Below are 15,722 nucleotides of genomic sequence, written 5' to 3'. Positions count from 1 at the left end.
GCGCTCACGCCTCCGGGGCTTCGAAGCGGGACGTACGGGCCATGCCGGCGGCCCGGCCCTTGCCGGCGATCACCAGCGCCATCTTGCGGCTGGCCTCGTCGATCATCTCGTCGCCGAGCATCGCCGAGCCCTTCTTGCCGCCCGCCTCGGACGTGTAGTACTCGTACGCGTCAAGGATCAGCTCGGCGTGGTCGTAGTCCTCCTGCGAGGGCGAGAAGACCTCATTGGCGGCGTCGACCTGGCCCGGGTGCAGCACCCACTTGCCGTCGAAGCCGAGCGCGGCGGCGCGGCCCGCGACCTCGCGGAAGCCGTCGACGTTCTTGATCTGCAGATACGGTCCGTCGATCGCCTGGAGGTCGTTGGCGCGGGCGGCCATCAAGATCTTCATGAGGATGTAGTGGTAGGCGTCGGCCGGGTATCCGGGCGGCTGCTCGCCCACGACCAGCGACTTCATATTGATCGACGCCATGAAGTCGGCCGGGCCGAAGATGATCGTCTCGATGCGCGGCGAGGCCTGCGCGATCTCGTTGACGTTGTTCAGGCCCTGGGCGTTCTCGATCTGTGCCTCGATGCCGATCCGCCCGACCTCGAAGCCCATCGTCTTCTCGATCTGCGTCAGCAGCAGGTCGAGCGCGACGACCTGCTGGGCGTTCTGCACCTTCGGCAGCATGATGCAGTCGAGGTTCGGGCCCGCGCCCTCCACCACCGTCACCACGTCGCGGTACGTCCACTCGGTCGTCCAGTCGTTGACGCGTACGACCCGTGTCTTGCCCGTCCAGTCGCCCTCGTTGAGGTACTTGACGATGGTGTGCCGCGCCTCGGGCTTGGCCAGCGGCGCGCACGCGTCCTCCAGGTCCAGGAAGACCTGGTCGGCGGGGAGGCCCTGTGCCTTCTCCAGGAAGCGCGGGTTGCTTCCCGGGACCGCGAGGCAGGAGCGCCGCGGACGGAGACGGTTGACAGGCGTACTCATGCGGGGACCTCCAGGGGGTCGAGCTGGTTCGCGGTGCGGATCTCGTCGACGATACGACCGATGATCTCTGTGATACCGAAGTCCTTCGGGGTGAAGACGGCCGCCACTCCGGCTTCGCGCAGCGCGGCGGCGTCCGCGGCCGGGATGATCCCGCCGACGATCACGGGGATGTCGGGCGCCCCGGCCGCGCGCAGCCGGGCCAGCACATCCGGCACCAGCTCGGCGTGCGAGCCGGAGAGTATGGACAGGCCGACGCAGTGCACGTCCTCGGCGACGGCCGCCGCGACGATCTGCTCGGGGGTGAGCCTGATCCCCTGGTAGACCACCTCGAAGCCGGCGTCCCGGGCCCGCACGGCGATCTGCTCGGCGCCGTTGCTGTGCCCGTCCAGGCCGGGCTTGCCGACCAGCAGCCGCAGCTTGCCGGCGCCGAGGTCGGCGGCGGTCGCGGCGGTTTTGGCGCGGACGGCGGCGAGCGGGGTGCCCGCCTCGGCGGCGACCGCCACGGGCGCGCCGCCGACCCCGGTCGGGGCGCGGAACTCGCCGAACACATCCCGCAGCGCCCACGCCCACTCGCCCGTGGTCACGCCCGCGCGGGCGCACTCCAGGGTCGCGGCCATGAGGTTGTCGCTGCCCGCGGCGGCCTTCTTGAGCGCGGCCAGGGCGTCCTGGGCCCGGCCCTCCCGGCGCCCGTCGCGCCAGGCGCGCAAGCCCCGGACCACCCGCGCCTCGTTCGCCGGGTCCACCGTCATGATCGCGGTGTCCAGGTCGGCGGTGAGCGGATTGGGCTCGGTGGACTCGTAGCAGTTGACGCCGACGATCTTCTCCTCGCCCGCCTCGATGCGCGCCCTGCGCTCGGCGTGCGAGGCGACCAGTCGCGCCTTGAGATAGCCGGACTCGACGGCGGCCATGGCCCCGCCCATCTCCTGGATCCGGTCGATCTCGGCCGTGGCGGCCTCGACGAGGGTGCCGACCTCGGCCTCGATGACGTGCGAGCCGGCGAAGATGTCGTCGTACTCCAGCAGGTCGCTCTCGTGGGCGAGGACCTGCTGGATGCGCAGCGACCACTGCTGGTCCCAGGGGCGCGGCAGCCCCAGCGCCTCGTTCCAGGCCGGGAGCTGTACGGCGCGGGCGCGGGCGTCCTTGGAGAGGGTGACCGCCAGCATCTCCAGCACGATGCGCTGGACGTTGTTCTCCGGCTGGGCCTCGGTCAGCCCCAGCGAGTTGACCTGGACGCCGTAGCGGAAGCGGCGGTGCTTGGGGTCCTGGACGCCGTAGCGCTCCAGGGTGATCCGGTCCCAGATGCGGCCGAAGGCGCGCATCTTGCACATCTCCTCGATGAACCGGACGCCCGCGTTCACGAAGAAGGAGATACGGGCCACCACATCGCCGAAGCGCTCCTGGGGCACCTGCCCGGAGGCCCGTACGGCGTCCAGTACGGCGATCGCGGTCGACATCGCGTAGGCGATCTCCTGCACCGGCGTGGCCCCGGCCTCCTGCAGGTGGTAGCTGCAGATGTTGATCGGGTTCCACTTGGGCATGGCGCCGACCGCGTACGCGATCATGTCGGTGGTCAGCCGCAGGCTGGGCCCGGGCGGGAAGACATGCGTCCCGCGCGACAGGTACTCCTTGACGATGTCGTTCTGCGTGGTGCCCTGCAGCGCGGCCACATCCGCGCCCTGCTCCTCCGCGACCACCTGGTACAGCGCCAGCAGCCACATGGCGGTGGCGTTGATGGTCATGGAGGTGTTCATCCGCTCCAGCGGGATGTCCTGGAACAGCCGCCGCATGTCACCGAGGTGGCAGACCGGGACGCCGACCCGGCCCACCTCGCCGCGGGCCAGGATGTGGTCGGGGTCGTAGCCGGTCTGGGTCGGCAGGTCGAAGGCGACGGACAGGCCGGTCTGGCCCTTGGCGAGGTTGCGCCGGTACAGCTCGTTGGACGCCTCGGCGGAGGAGTGCCCCGCGTACGTCCGCATCAGCCAGGGCCGGTCCCTGGTTTTACGGTCGCGGGCCGTCATGCGGCGCCCCGGAAGAGGTTGATGGCGTCGATGTGGCGTTCGCGCAGCTCCGGGTCGCGCACGCCCAGGCCCTCCTGGGGGGCGAGGCACAGGACGCCGACCTTGCCCTGGTGGATGTTGCGGTGCACGTCGTGGGCGGCCTGGCCGGTGTCCTCCAGGTGGTAGACCTTGGAGAGGGTGGGGTGGATCTTGCCCTTGGCGATCAGGCGGTTGGCCTCCCAGGCCTCGCGGTAGTTGGCGAAGTGGGAGCCGACGATGCGCTTGAGCGACATCCACAGGTAGCGGTTGTCGTATTCGTGGGTGTAGCCGGACGTGGACGCGCAGGTGACGATGGTGCCGCCCTTGCGGGTGACGTACACCGAGGCGCCGAAGGTCTCCCGGCCCGGGTGTTCGAAGACGATGTCCACGTCCTCGCCGCCGGTCAGCTCGCGGATGCGCTTGCCGAAGCGCTTCCACTCCTTCGGGTCCTGGGTGTGCTCGTCCTTCCAGAAGCGGTAGTCCTCGGCGCTGCGGTCGATGATCGCCTCGGCGCCCATGGCCCGGCAGATCTCGGCCTTGCGGGGCGAGGAGACCACGCAAATCGGGGTGGCGCCGCCGGCGAGGGCGAACTGGGTGGCGTAGCTGCCGAGCCCGCCGCTGGCGCCCCAGATCAGGACGTTGTCGCCCTGCTTCATCCCGGCGCCGTTGCGGGAGACCAGCTGCCGGTAGGCGGTCGAGTTGACCAGGCCGGGGGCGGCAGCCTCCTCCCAGCTCAGGTGCCCCGGCTTGGGCATGAGCTGGTTGGACTTGACCAGCGCGAGCTCGGCGAGGCCGCCGAAGTTGGTCTCGAAGCCCCAGATGCGCTGCTCGGGGTCGAGCATGGTGTCGTTGTGGCCGTCCGCGGACTCCAGCTCGACGGAGAGGCAGTGCGCGACGACCTCGTCGCCGGGCCGCCAGATGTTCACGCCCGGGCCGGTGCGCAGCACGACGCCCGCGAGGTCGGAGCCGATGATGTGGTACGGCAGGTCGTGCCGCTTGGCGAGCGGGGAGAGCTTGCCGTACCGCTCCAGGAAGCCGAAGGTGGGCAGCGGCTCGAAGATCGAGGTCCACACGGAGTTGTAGTTCACCGAGCTGGCCATGACGGCCACCAGCGCCTCGCCGGGGCCGAGTTCGGGCACCGGCACCTCGTCCACGTGCAGTGACTTGCGGGGGTCCTTCTCCTTGGTGGTCTGGCCGGCGAACATCTCGGCCTCGTCCTTGTGGACGGTCACCGCGCGGTACGACTCGGGGACGGGCAGGGCCGCGAAGTCCTCGGGGCTCACCGCGGGGGAGCCGTGGTCGGGTGCTGTCGATGCCAGGATCGCGTCCAGGATTTCGTTCATCGGTGCCTCCGGCGAAGCGTCGGGGGACGCTTGAGGGAACGCTGGGCTCATTGACGGTTGCTGCTGGTGCCGTCGGTTCGGCGGAGGTGGTGCTGAGCGGCGCGCGGGTAGCGCGGAGGGTGCCTGGTGACGCAGGCGGTCCGGGCGCGCGAAGCGGCTTGCGGGGACAGCCGACGCGTCGTGTGTTTTCCTGCGCGTCGTCCACCCGGACAACATCACCGTATGGCACTCTGTGCCAGGCCGCAAGACACTGCGTGCCAACAATTTCTCTCAGTTGTCATCCTGATGGCACACATGAGCGGCAACGGCCGCCCCGGAAGGGACGGCCGTTGCGTTCGGTGTGTGATGGTGTGCGAACAGTCCCTGTCGTGGGCGCTAGCGCTTCAGCGCTCGCTCGATCGTCCGCATCACTTCGTCCAGCGGGGCGTCCGTGCGGGCGACCATCACCACCACGTCCTCCTCCTCGCCCTTGGCCGACACCGTGGCCGCCGGGCGGCCGGTGACGGGGCGGGGGGCGCCTATGCCCGTGCCGAAGGCATGGCGGACGATGTCGAAGGCGTGGTCCAGCTGCGCCTCCACATCGCCGACACCGCCCGCGCGCAGCCAGCGCCGCAGGACATGGTTGTGCGCGGTGACCACGGCGGAGGCGGCGACCTCCGCGAGCAGCGGGTCGTCGTCGCCGTCGTGGTGGGCGCCCTCGTCGAAGTGGCCCAGGAGATAGCGGGTGAAGAGCCGCTCGTAGCGGGCCACCGAGGCGATCTCGCGCTCGCGCAGGGCGGGCACCTCGCGGGTCAGCCGGTAGCGCTCCACGGAGACCGCGGGGGAGGCGGCGTACATCCGCATGACCTCCTTGATCCCCCGGCACACCGTGTCCAGCGGATGCTCGTGCGGCGGCGCCGCGTCCAGTACGTCCGCTGCCCGTACCAGCGTGTCGTCGTGGTCCGGGAAGATCGCTTCTTCCTTGGAGCGGAAGTGGCGGAAGAAGGTGCGGCGGGCGACCCCTGCTCTCGCCGCGATCTCGTCGACTGTCGTCGCCTCGTAGCCCTGGGTGGCGAACAACTCCATGGCCGCGGCCGCCAGTTTGCGGCGCATGGTCAGGCGCTGTGCGGTGGCCCGGCGGTTGCCGGTGCTTCCGCTGCCGGCGGAGTTCGAGCGGTTCGTACGCGGCGTACGAGTGGCCTTCAGGGGCTGGGACATGTGGGGAACGTACTGCATTTCCCGGGGGGATGCGCCCTGGCCCCCTGGGGCCGGACCTGGAGCGGGCTCCAGCAGCCCGCCCCAGCCCGGCCGCTCCTCAGGCCTTCGCATACTCGCGGAAGCCGCGCCCCGTCTTCCGCCCCAGGCACCCCGCCGCGACCAGGTGTTCCAGCAGCGGCGCGGGCGCGAGGCCCGGCTCGCGGAACTCGCGGTGCAGCACCTTCTCGATGGCCAGGGACACATCCAGGCCCACGACGTCCAGCAGCTCGAAGGGGCCCATCGGATAGCCGCCCCCGAGCTTCATGGCGGCGTCGATGGCGTCCGGCGAGGCGTAGTGCTCCTGGACCATCTTGACCGCGTTGTTGAGGTACGGGAACAGCAGGGCGTTGACGATGAAGCCGGCCCGGTCGCCGCAGTCCACCGGGTGTTTGCGCACCGCCCGGCACACCGCGTGGGCCGTGGCCCGCACATCGTCCGCCGTGAGGACCGTACGCACCACCTCGACCAGCTTCATCGCGGGCGCCGGGTTGAAGAAGTGGAGGCCGACCACGTCCTGTGGGCGCGAGGTCGCGCGGGCGCAGGCGATCACCGGGAGCGAGGAGGTGGTCGTGGCCAGCACCGCGCCCGGCTTGCAGACCTTGTCCAGCGTCGCGAACAGCTGCTGCTTGACGGCCAGGTCCTCGGCGACCGCCTCGACCGCCAGGTCCACGTCCGCGAAGGCGTCCAGCGTTCCGGCCGGGGCGATCCGGGCCAGCGCCTCGTCGCGGGCCTGCCCGGTCAGCCGGCCCTTGGCCACCGACCGCTCCAGGGACCGGGCGATCCTGGCCTTGGCCGCCTCCGCCTTCTTGGGCGTGCGGGCCGCCAGGACGACGTCGTGGCCCGCCTTGGCGAAGACCTCGGCGATCCCGCTCGCCATGGTGCCCGAGCCCGCGACCCCCACCGCGCGGACCGGGCGCGCGGCGGCCGGGGCCCGGTCGGCGGGGTCCGGGGTCAGCGCGTCCGGGACCGTCACGCCGCTGCCCGGCGCCTCGTACGTGTAGAAGCCGCGGCCCGCCTTGCGGCCGGTCAGCCCGGCCTCGGCGAGCTGGCCCAGGACGGGCGCGGGCGCGTGCAGCCGGTCGCCGGAGGCCGCGTACATCGCCTCCAGGACGGTACGGGCCGTGTCGATGCCGACCAGGTCCAGCAGCGCCAGCGGGCCCATCGGCAGGCCACAGCCCAGCCGCATCGCGGCGTCGATGTCCTCGCGCGCCGCGTATTTCGCCTCGTACATCGCGGCGGCCTGGTTGAGATAGCCGAACAGCAGGCCGTCGGCGACGAACCCCGGCCGGTCGCCGAGCGCGACCGGCTCCTTGCCCAGGTCACGGGCGAGCGCGGTGACCGCGGCGACGGCCGTCGGGGCGGTCAGCACGCTGGAGACGATCTCGACGAGCCTCATGGCGGGTGCGGGATTGAAGAAATGCAGGCCGAGGACGCGCTCGGGGCGGGCGGAGTCGGCGGCCAGCCGGGTCACGGACAGCGCGTTGGTGCCGGTGGCCAGGATGGTGTCGGGCCGGACGACGGCGTCCAGGGCGGTGAAGACCTCGTGCTTGATCTCATAGCTCTCCGGCACCACCTCGATCACCAGGTCGGCGTCGGCCGCGGCGCGCAGCTCGGTGCGGACGCGGAAGCGGGCCAGTGCCTCCTGTCGCTCCCGCTCGGTCATCCGCTCGCGGCGCACGGCGCGGGCGGTGGCGGTCTCCAGCGCGGTGACGGCCCGGCGGGCGGCGGCCTCGCTGATGTCGATGCCGACCACTTCGCGGCCCGCCCGGGCCAGCAGTTCGGCGATGCCGGTGCCCATTGTGCCGAGTCCGATGACCGCGACAGTAGTGAGCGGGGCTTCGGAGGGGGAGAGATCTGGGGAGGACGTACGGCTGGGCGCGGGGCTGGGCGTACGGCCGGAAGGACGGCCGGAGGGACGGCCGGCGTCGTTGGTCGGAAGACGGTCCATCGCGGACTCCAGAGGGTGTTCCCCGGAAGTGGGGATGACGTGACGACTGAGAGGAGCTTTCGGTCATGCGCGGCGGGCTGACACGAAACTCCGGCGGAAGGGCTTGCACGCTCCCTGACGGACAGCGTCACACGGAGGAAACTGCCCGTGGGAGACACATGGCCGGCCCTGTCCCGGGGCCACGCCGTACACATCTGCACTGCCGAACCGACTTCACACGGCGGCTGCGTCACCAGGCCGCCAGAGCAGGGGTGCTGCTCGTGTCGACAGTTTAACTCGCGGGTAACCAAGACGCCAGAGCTCATTTTGTGACGCGCGCGCCCGCCGCCCGGGCGCCGGTCACCGGGGAGGGGAGATCACTCGACATGGACGAAGAATTCCGCGTACTGACCGACCGGGTGCGGGCCTCGCTCTCGTCCCCGGAGGAGACCAGGGCCCACGCCTCGCTGCTCGCGCTCGTACGGCAGGGCACCCCCGCCGCCCGCGAACAGCTCGCCCGCATCCTCGTCGCGCCCGAACAGCCCCTGTGGGCGCGGGAGACCGCCGCGTTCGTGCTCGGCAGCGCGGGCGACCGGCGCGCCTTCGAGACCCTCGTCCTCCTCCTCAACTACCGCGAACCGGCCCGCTGCGCGACCGCCGCCCGCGTCCTGGCCCGCCTCGGCGACCCGCGCACCGCCCGCGCCGCGGCCGCCCTGGCCACCAACCCGCTGCGCACCGCCTACTCCCTCCACCCCATCCGCCTGCTCGTCGAACTGCGCGCCCCCGAGTCCGTCCCGGCCCTCGTCGCCGCCCTCGAACGCCAACTGGCCGCCCGCGACCGCCACTGGCCGATCGCCCGCGCCTGCGTCGAGGGCCTCGGCGCCATCGGCGACGAACGCGCCGCCCCGGCGCTGACCTCCGCCGCCCGCCACCCCCGCCTGAGCGCGGCCGCGGCGGCGGCGCTGGCGCGCATCAGCGGCGGGGGCGGCGGCCCGGCCCCACGCCGCCCCGCCCCGGACAAGCCGGGGCGGGCGCGGGTGCGGTGAGGCCGGCCAAGCGCCGGGCCGTGTGCCAGGGGCTCAGACGGTCATGGGGGCGAGAGCGCGGGCGTACCGGACCTCGGGGACGGGGACGCCGTCCACCTCGTAGTCCTCTTGGCCGCCGTCGGGGGTGAAGCCGGCGCGCTCGTAGAAGTGCCGGGCGTGGGCGTTGTCCTTGAGGACCCACAGCCGCAGGCGCGGGAAGCCGCGTTCGGTGGTCCTGCTGACGGACTCCGTCAGCAGGGCGTGCCCGACGCCGGTGCCGATCAGGTCGGGGCGTACGTAGATCGCGTACAGCTCCGCGTCGCCCGACGGCAGATCGCGGTCCCGGTACGGGCCGAAACACGCCCAGCCCACCACCTCGCCGAACGCGTTCTCGACCACGAGGTTGACGACGTCCCCCACGCCTCTGGAGAAGAACTCCCGCCGCCGCTCCGCGTCCTTCTCGACGCTCAGGCCGTCCAGGTGCGCCTGCGGTACCAGCCCCCGGTACGCCGCCTGCCACCCGCGCACCCGCACCGCCGCCACGGCGTCGATGTCCGCCTCCGTCATGTCCCTCACACGTACGCCGTCCATCCGCCCACCGTAGGCCGCTTGACCCTGCCATTGGCGGCAGGGTCGCAGGATCCTGGCCATGAACCACACCAACGACACCGACAGCACAGCCCCACACCCGCTCGACGGCAAGGTCGCCCTCGTCACCGGCGCGGGCACCGGGATCGGCCGGGCCACCGCCCGGGCCCTCGCCGCGCAGGGGGCGCGGGTGGTGGCGGTCGGGCGGCGGCCCGGGCCGCTGGAGGAGGCGGCGGAGGGCCACCCGCGGATTCAGCCCCTTTCGGCCGACATCACCGCGGAGGGCGCAGCCGAGGACATCCTGCGGCGCGTGACCGGGTCGTACGGCCGACTCGACGTGCTGGTCAACAACGCCGCGGTCGTGCGCGCCGCGCCGCTGGGCGACATCACCCCCGAGTCGGCCACACCGCTCCTGGCGACCAATCTCCTCGCGCCCGTCCTGCTGACGCGGGCGGCCCTCGGCCCCCTGGAGGAGAGCGGCGGCGTGGTGGTGAACGTCAGCACCTCCGTCGGCCAGCGAGGCTGGGCGGGCAACTCCCTCTACGCGGCGACGAAGGCGGCCCTGGACACGCTGACCCGCAGCTGGGCGGTGGAGCTGGCGCCGCGCGGGGTGCGGGTGGTGGCCGTCGCTCCCGGGGCGATCGAGACCCCGATCGGGGAGCACCAGGGGCTGACGCCCGAGCAGCGCGCGAAGGTACGGGCCTGGCAGCTGGCCCACACCCCGCTGGGACGGATCGGGCGGCCGGAGGAGGTGGCGTGGGCGATCGTCCAGGTGGCCTCGCCCGGGGCGTCGTTCGTGACGGGGGTCGTGCTGCCGGTGGACGGCGGGGCGGTGGTCGGCTGATGGGCAGCTGAGCGAGAGCTGATAGAAACGGCACCGGAGGTGGGACCGGTGCGGATCGGGGAACTGGCGAAGGCCACGGGCGCGACGCCGCGCGCGCTGCGCCACTACGAGCAGGCGGGGCTGATCACGTCCTCGCGCGAGCACAACGGCTACCGCGACTACGACGAGCGCGCCGCCGTCCGCGTCCGCAACATCCGCCATCTGCTCTCCGTGGGCCTCACGCTCGACGACGTCCGCTGCTTCCTGCCCTGCCTGGACGGTGATGTGACGAGCGTGAAACCCAGCCAAGAAGGGCTTGGCATCGCCCGGGACCGGCTCGCCGTCCTCGACGCGCGCATCGCCGCCCAGACCGAGGCCCGCGACCGGCTGGCGGCCGCCCTGAGCGGGGTGGACACGCCCGCTTGACGCCGCCGCGCCCGGCGCCGTACGGGTCCCGGAAGCTCACAACAGCGTCAGCTGGTCGGGCGCGTCAGCCGTGGCCGGGGCGTCGTTTGGCCCACCGGCCGCGTCCGGGACGCCACGGTGCGCGCCCGCGCGGCACGGGCCGATGCCGTACTCGTCGGCGAACTCGTGGACCATCCCGGTGATCCGCCGCTGATACCACCGGGGCACGTACGTCCCGCCGCCGTACAGCGCGTCGTAGCGGCGCAGCAAACGCGGGTGGTGGCGGGCGAGCCAGGCCGTGAACCATTCGCGGGCGCCGGGCCGCAGATGCAGCACGAGCGGTGTCACGGAGGTGGCCCCGGCCGCCGCGACGGCCCGTACGGTCGCGCGCAGCTGCTCGGGGGAGTCGCCGAGGAAGGGGATGACCTGGGCCATCAGCACACCGCACGGGATGCCGTGGTCGGTCAGCGTGCGTACCGCCTCCAGCCTGCGCTGGGGCGAGGGCGTGCCCGGCTCGACGGTGCGCCACAGCTCGGGGTCGGTGAAGCCGACCGAGACGGAGACGCCGATGTCGGTGACGCGGGAGGCCCGCCGCAGCAGCTCCAGGTCGCGCAGGATCAGGGTGCCCGTTGGACACTGAGGTCCCAGCCTCTGACGTGCGAATCTTGGCCCATGAGCACCCCAACTGAAGACACCAGCACCCTCATTGATCTGGTGTGCCGCAAGAGCCAAGCCGTGAAGTCGAAGACCGGGCGCCGGGAGATCTCCGTCAGTGCGCAGGAAGCACGGGGGAGACGCACAGCGGCTGAGCTGGGTCTCACCGTGCGGCATGTCTGGCGGGAAGTCGGCAGCGCTAGCCGGTTCCGCCGAAGCAAGAAGGTGGCCCAGCAAGACCTAGCTTTGCAGGCACGTGAGAAAGGCGAGATTGGCGCGCTCTGGGGATTCCGTCTTGACCGGTGGACCCGGCGCGGGGCAGGAGCAATCCTCAGCATTGTTGAGCCGCAAGACGGACGGCCCCGGCGTTTGCTGATGCTGTTAGGGCAGTTGGGTACGGCAGGGCAATTGCGCCGGGGTCGGTATGGCATGGGGGCGCCTACGGATTTTCGGAGGTGGGGGCATTGGTAATCACACTGAATAGGTCAGCGTCGCTAAGGCCGTGGATGGCTGCCACAGCGTCAATGTGCGCCTGTGTGTCGTCCAAAGTGTCTAGTGATCTGGTTCGGAGATCCTGTCGCAGCAGCGGCAGATGCGGTCGAGGATCTGGTCGGCGGTCTTGGTCCATTTGAAGGGCCTGGAATCGTCGTTCCAGACCTTGATCCACTCTTCGAGTGCGGTCTTGAGGTCGTCGAGTGAGCAGAACACCCCGCGTGTGAGGCAGCGTCGTTCCAGCTCGGCGAACCACCGTTCGACCTGGTTGATCCAGGACGAGTAGGTCGGGGTGAAGTGGAGCTGGAAGCGGGGGTGCGCGAGCAGCCACTTGTGCACCACGGGCGCCTTGTGGGCGGAGAGGTTGTCGCAGATGACGTGGACCGCAAGGCTCTTGTCGGTCTGGCGGTCGATCTCGTCGAGGAAGTCGCGGAAGTCGACGGCCCGGTGTTGGGCGGACAGTTTCGTGATCACCTTGCCCGTGGCGGTGTTCAGTGCGGCGAACAGGTCGACGGTCCCGTGCCGGACGTAGTCGAAACTCCGCCGCTCGGGCACTCCCGAAATCATCGGCAGGACCGGTGCGGTCCGCTCAAGAGCCTGGATCTGTGGTTTCTCGTCCATCGCGAAGACGACGGCATTGGCCGGCGGGGCGAGGTAAAGGCCGACGACATCGCGGATCTTGTCGATCAGGAACGGGTCGGGTGAGATCTTGAAGGTCCCAGTCCGCCACGGCTGCAGGCCGAAGGCGTGCCAGATCCGCAGCACGCTCGCCGGCGAGATGCCCACGACCTTGGCCAGCTCCCGCTTCGACCAGTGCGTCCCGCCCTGTGGCGTCTGCTCCAGGGTGCGGACCACGACCTCTTCCACCTGGGCATCGGTGATGGTCCGCGGCACCCCGGGCCGCGGCTCGTCGGCGAGTCCGTCCAGTCGCCGGGCAAGGAACCGTGTGCGCCAGCGGCGCACGGTATCTCTGCCGACACCGAGTCGCGCGGCGACCACGGTGTTGTTCCAGCCGTTCGCGCACGCCAGCACGATGCGTGCGCGAACGGCCAGTCCCTGGGCGGTCGAGCGGCGCTTGGCCCAGCTCTCCAGCGTCAGCCGCTCGGCCTCCGACAACACGACAGGTTCCAGCCGGGTATCGCCCATCCACGCAGCACAGCGCGAGCGCGCTACCCGCCGCAGCAGAACGCCGCATTCTGAAAGAGGGGACGCCTCACGTGGCGACCCACGACCTCAAAACCAGATCACTAGTACGTCCTGCGAGGCGCCGTTCCTAGCGCATCAGCAGTCCCCGCATCCCCAGCCCGTAGTGCACGCGCAGCCGGTGCAGCTCCCACAGGCCCACCGCCGTGACGGAGAGCGGGGCGCCCAGGATGAACACGTACCGGATCACCGTCGGCACGCCCTCGTGGGCGCCGGTGAACATGTCGATCAGTGCCATCTCCCACGCCAACGCCATGATCAGCAGCGGCGGCACCGTCTCGTGGATGTCCGCGGTGCGGAACACGTGCTGGGCGGCGAGTCCCACGCCCCAGACGACGAACGGCGTCACCCAGAAGAAGACGAAGAGGGTGAACGCGAGGATGAGGCCCTTCGTCACGGTGAAGTGGCCCTCCACGAGGGGTTCCTGGCCCTCGAAGAATCCTGAGAGCACGATGATCGGGAAGACGGATGCCGCCGCCATCATGGCCACGATCGCGCCGAAGCACCGCCCCGCCCGGCGTAGCAGGTCCCGTCGCGCCGCCGGAGCGGCCAGGCCGTACAGGACGCCGACGACGACCGGGAGGGTCGCCGCCAGCACGAGGGCGCTGGTCCACGACTTGTCGACCTGCTCGTCCGCCGCATCGCTGAGCTTGGGGGCGAGCTTGTAGGCGTAGGACATCCACAGGAACGCGCCCACGCCGACCAGGGTCCTGATCTTCCGCATCCGCGCCACCTCAGGATCCGAGACGATGCCCGGCCGTGACGGGGTGAAGACCCTGCGCGCGGTGTGGATGGGGCCGATCCGCCGCCGCAGCCGGGTGATCGGCCCGCCCGGCGGCGGCACCGGCGGCCCCGGGTAGGGCGGCTGGGGCTGTGGCGGCACGTAGGGCTGGGGCGGATAGGGCTGAGGTGGCTGCGGCTGGTAGGGCTGCGGCCCCTGGGGCGGCTGTCCGCCCGGGTTCCAGTTGCTCATCGTTCGTCCCCCGATATGCGAGTGCGCGCCGCGATGGGCCCGATCGCCGAGTGTATTGAGCACACAGGGTCCGCGCAGCCCTCGCCCCGGGTCGTGCACCGAACGGCCGCAATTATGCAAGCATGCCTGCTTGTTTTCTTCGGCGCTGCCATGCCCGAGGGGAGCGTCCCGTGTCCGATCCGACGCCCGTGTTCGACGACCTGCGCGAGGAGAGCGAGGAACTCGACCGGCTGGTGGCCGAGTTGAGCGCCGAGCAGTGGGCGCTCGCCACCCCGGCGCCCGGCTGGAGCGTCGCCCACCAGATCGGGCATCTCGCCTGGACGGACCATTCGGCGCTGCTGGCCGCGACCGACACGGACGCCTTCCACGTCCTGGTGGAGAAGGCGCTGGTGTCGCCGGGCTCCTTCGTCGACGACGGTGCCGAGGAGGACCGCTACGCCGGGACCTACCTCGGCAAACGCGAACTACGCGCGCTGGTCGCCAACCCCCGCCTCCAGGTCTACGAAGACCCGAAGGCGTTCCTGACCTGCTGGGGATGGACCGCAAGACGGTGGCGCGGTGGCGTACCAGGTTCCTACGCGACCGGCTGGACGGGCTGTCTGACGAACCGCGCCCCGGGGTCCCGCGCACTATCACCGATGCCCAGGTGGAAGAGGTGGTGGTGCGCACGCTCGAAGAGGTGCCCGAGGGTGCGACCCACTGGTCGAAGCGGGAGCTGGCCCGGCGGGTGGGGATCTCACCGACGAGCGTGCTGCGGATCTGGCGGGCGTTCGGGCTGCAGCCCTGGCGCACGGAAACTTTCAAGATCTCTCCGGACCCGCTGCTGATCGACAAGATCCGTGACGTGGTCGGACTGTATCTCGCCCCGCCGGCGAACACGGCCGTCTTCGCGGTCGACGAAAAACCGCAGATCCAGGTCCTGGAACGGACAGCGCCGGTGCTGCCGATGGTGCCCGGCACCCCTGAGCGCCGCAGCTTCGACTACGTCCGGCACGGCACCGTGGACCTGTTCGCCGCCCTGAACACCGCCACCGGCGAGGTGATCGGGAAGCTGTCCGCACAGCACCGCGCGGTCGACTTCCGTGACTTCCTCGACGAGATCGACCGCCAGACCGATCCCGGCCTGGCGGTCCACGTGATCTGCGACAACCTCTCCGCCCACAAGGCGCCGGTGGTGCACAAGTGGCTGCTTGCGCATCCCCGGTTCCGCCTGCACTTCACCCCGACCTACTCGTCCTGGATCAACCAGGTCGAGCGGTGGTTCGCGGAGCTGGAACGACGCTGCCTCGAACGCGGCGTGTTCTGCTCACTTGATGAACTGAAGACCGGGCTCGAAGAGTGGATCAAGACCTGGAACGAACAGGCTCGTAGCGACGGCGAGCAAGACAGCTCAGGGAGTCGGTGCGGCCCCCGTTGTCCCCCGTGGTGCATGACGGGGGCTTTTACCTGGTCAGTCGCCTCTACTGCTGGTGTGCAACCATCTCGGACCGCTGGTAGCAGTCGACGTTGGTGCCCATGGCGATGTGCTCGCCGCGCCAGCGGCGGGAGGCCAGCTCGCGGCGGAGCAGTTCGGGGGCGTTGACCTTCACCACGATCTGGGTGTCGAAGTCGAGCCCGGTGTCGAGGTCGAGGTAGCTGTGGGTCTTGCGTGCGAAGCAGTAGACGCAGGCGTGGGTGCAGCCGCGGTACGGGTTCACCGTCCATGCGAACGGCATCCGGGAGGCGCCGGGCACCCGGTTGACGATCGAGCGGGCGCGGATCTCGTGGAACGTGATGCCGCGGAACTCGGGGGTGTCGAAGGTGCGGGTGGTCACCGCGTCCGCCGCGAAGAGGGCGGGCGCGGCCGCCCCGTCGCCGTCGGTCAGGTTGTCCCAGCGCATGGCTCGCACCTCCGGGGGTCTCGCTCGTGCCCAGAATTAGAACACATGTTTCATTCATAGGTGTCAACCCCGGATGATCGTTGTCACTGAAGGTTGGTGATCGGAAAGTTTCGGGCCATCGGAGTGTGAGCAGCATGGAGTGCGGGTGTGGGAAGGACGGCGGGTGA

12 protein-coding genes and 3 pseudogenes are annotated in these 15,722 nt (G+C 70.7%); 5 read left to right on the top strand and 10 right to left on the bottom strand.

The window, feature by feature from the left end; genetic code table 11:
- Positions 1-4 precede the first annotated feature (4 nt).
- From PV419_RS25015 to PV419_RS24995, 5 genes are all read right to left on the bottom strand, one after another.
- Positions 5-970, bottom strand: a complete 966-nt coding sequence (locus tag PV419_RS25015) for a CoA ester lyase (RefSeq protein WP_319692410.1) — start codon at positions 968-970, stop codon at positions 5-7.
- Positions 967-2,988 carry a protein meaA gene (locus PV419_RS25010; protein WP_319692408.1) on the bottom strand — a complete coding sequence of 674 codons (2,022 nt, stop codon included), beginning with the start codon at positions 2,986-2,988 and terminating at the stop codon, positions 967-969. The genes PV419_RS25015 and PV419_RS25010 overlap by 4 nt, the downstream gene beginning before the upstream one ends.
- Entirely contained in the window at positions 2,985-4,349 is a 1,365-nt protein-coding gene (gene ccrA, locus PV419_RS25005; RefSeq protein ID WP_319692405.1) for a crotonyl-CoA carboxylase/reductase, read from the bottom strand. The genes PV419_RS25010 and ccrA overlap by 4 nt, the downstream gene beginning before the upstream one ends.
- Before the next feature lie 375 nt (positions 4,350-4,724).
- Positions 4,725-5,546 carry a TetR family transcriptional regulator gene (locus tag PV419_RS25000; RefSeq protein WP_319692403.1) on the bottom strand — a complete coding sequence of 274 codons (822 nt, stop codon included), beginning with the start codon at positions 5,544-5,546 and terminating at the stop codon, positions 4,725-4,727.
- 97 nt (positions 5,547-5,643) lie between these two features.
- Complete coding sequence (locus PV419_RS24995) at positions 5,644-7,533, bottom strand: 3-hydroxybutyryl-CoA dehydrogenase (RefSeq protein ID WP_319692401.1); 1,890 nt, start codon at positions 7,531-7,533, stop codon at positions 5,644-5,646.
- A 365-nt stretch (positions 7,534-7,898) separates the two neighbouring features.
- Between PV419_RS24995 and PV419_RS24990 the strand changes: the two genes are divergently transcribed.
- On the top strand, positions 7,899-8,558 hold the full coding sequence (locus tag PV419_RS24990; RefSeq protein WP_319692400.1) for a HEAT repeat domain-containing protein: 660 nt from the start codon (positions 7,899-7,901) through the stop codon (positions 8,556-8,558).
- A gap of 33 nt (positions 8,559-8,591) precedes the next feature.
- On the opposite strand, the gene PV419_RS24985 is transcribed toward PV419_RS24990, so the two are convergent.
- Positions 8,592-9,128: a GNAT family N-acetyltransferase gene (locus tag PV419_RS24985; RefSeq protein ID WP_319692398.1), complete on the bottom strand. Its 537-nt coding sequence runs from the start codon at positions 9,126-9,128 to the stop codon at positions 8,592-8,594.
- Positions 9,129-9,186: 58 nt separating this feature from the next.
- Here PV419_RS24985 and PV419_RS24980 point away from each other — a divergent pair, with 58 nt between their 5' ends.
- The gene (locus PV419_RS24980; RefSeq protein WP_319692395.1) at positions 9,187-9,969 is read left to right on the top strand and encodes an SDR family oxidoreductase; all 783 of its coding nucleotides are present in this window, start codon (positions 9,187-9,189) and stop codon (positions 9,967-9,969) included.
- Between the two features lie 48 nt (positions 9,970-10,017).
- Positions 10,018-10,374, top strand: a complete 357-nt coding sequence (locus PV419_RS24975; RefSeq protein WP_319692393.1) for a MerR family transcriptional regulator — start codon at positions 10,018-10,020, stop codon at positions 10,372-10,374.
- Between the two features lie 36 nt (positions 10,375-10,410).
- Here the strand turns inward: PV419_RS24975 and PV419_RS24970 are convergent.
- From PV419_RS24970 to PV419_RS24960, 3 genes and pseudogenes are all read right to left on the bottom strand, one after another.
- Positions 10,411-10,980, bottom strand: a pseudogene (locus tag PV419_RS24970) (radical SAM protein); the annotation flags it as partial.
- 579 nt (positions 10,981-11,559) lie between these two features.
- Positions 11,560-12,645, bottom strand: coding sequence for an IS630 family transposase (locus tag PV419_RS24965; protein ID WP_319692391.1), 1,086 nt, complete (start codon positions 12,643-12,645; stop codon positions 11,560-11,562).
- Positions 12,646-12,772: 127 nt separating this feature from the next.
- A complete protein-coding gene (locus PV419_RS24960; RefSeq protein WP_319692389.1) occupies positions 12,773-13,675 on the bottom strand; it encodes a hypothetical protein in 903 nt (300 codons plus the stop codon).
- 170 nt (positions 13,676-13,845) lie between these two features.
- On the opposite strand from PV419_RS24960, the pseudogene PV419_RS24955 reads away from it, so the two are divergent.
- Both PV419_RS24955 and PV419_RS24950 read left to right on the top strand, forming a co-directional pair.
- Positions 13,846-14,103: pseudogene (locus PV419_RS24955) on the top strand (maleylpyruvate isomerase N-terminal domain-containing protein); the annotation flags it as partial.
- Positions 13,992-15,257: an IS630 family transposase gene (locus tag PV419_RS24950; RefSeq protein WP_415925379.1), complete on the top strand. Its 1,266-nt coding sequence runs from the start codon at positions 13,992-13,994 to the stop codon at positions 15,255-15,257. The pseudogene PV419_RS24955 and the gene PV419_RS24950, both read left to right, overlap by 112 nt.
- On the opposite strand, the pseudogene PV419_RS24945 reads toward PV419_RS24950, so the two are convergent.
- Positions 15,157-15,555: pseudogene (locus PV419_RS24945) on the bottom strand (radical SAM protein); the annotation flags it as partial. The gene PV419_RS24950 and the pseudogene PV419_RS24945 sit on opposite strands and share 101 nt — an antisense overlap.
- Positions 15,556-15,722: the final 167 nt, after the last annotated feature.

This window comes from Streptomyces sp. ME19-01-6, assembly GCF_033793745.1.
Lineage (GTDB): Bacteria > Actinomycetota > Actinomycetes > Streptomycetales > Streptomycetaceae > Streptomyces.
The sequence above is the reverse complement of the archived record's forward strand: the minus strand, read 5'-3'. Positions and strand labels throughout refer to the sequence as shown.

Bases quoted from the DNA above. Each gene is read 5' to 3' on its own strand.
- PV419_RS24995 (WP_319692401.1), bottom strand. From the start codon at position 7,533: ATGGACCGTCTTCCGACCAACGACGCCGGCCGTCCCTCCGGCCGTCCT.
- PV419_RS24990 (WP_319692400.1), top strand. From the start codon at position 7,899: ATGGACGAAGAATTCCGCGTACTGACCGACCGGGTGCGGGCCTCGCTC.
- PV419_RS24985 (WP_319692398.1), bottom strand. From the start codon at position 9,128: ATGGACGGCGTACGTGTGAGGGACATGACGGAGGCGGACATCGACGCC.
- PV419_RS24960 (WP_319692389.1), bottom strand. From the start codon at position 13,675: ATGAGCAACTGGAACCCGGGCGGACAGCCGCCCCAGGGGCCGCAGCCC.
- PV419_RS24965 (WP_319692391.1), bottom strand. From the start codon at position 12,645: ATGGGCGATACCCGGCTGGAACCTGTCGTGTTGTCGGAGGCCGAGCGG.
- ccrA (WP_319692405.1), bottom strand. From the start codon at position 4,349: ATGAACGAAATCCTGGACGCGATCCTGGCATCGACAGCACCCGACCAC.
- PV419_RS25000 (WP_319692403.1), bottom strand. From the start codon at position 5,546: ATGTCCCAGCCCCTGAAGGCCACTCGTACGCCGCGTACGAACCGCTCG.
- PV419_RS25010 (WP_319692408.1), bottom strand. From the start codon at position 2,988: ATGACGGCCCGCGACCGTAAAACCAGGGACCGGCCCTGGCTGATGCGG.
- PV419_RS25015 (WP_319692410.1), bottom strand. From the start codon at position 970: ATGAGTACGCCTGTCAACCGTCTCCGTCCGCGGCGCTCCTGCCTCGCG.
- PV419_RS24980 (WP_319692395.1), top strand. From the start codon at position 9,187: ATGAACCACACCAACGACACCGACAGCACAGCCCCACACCCGCTCGAC.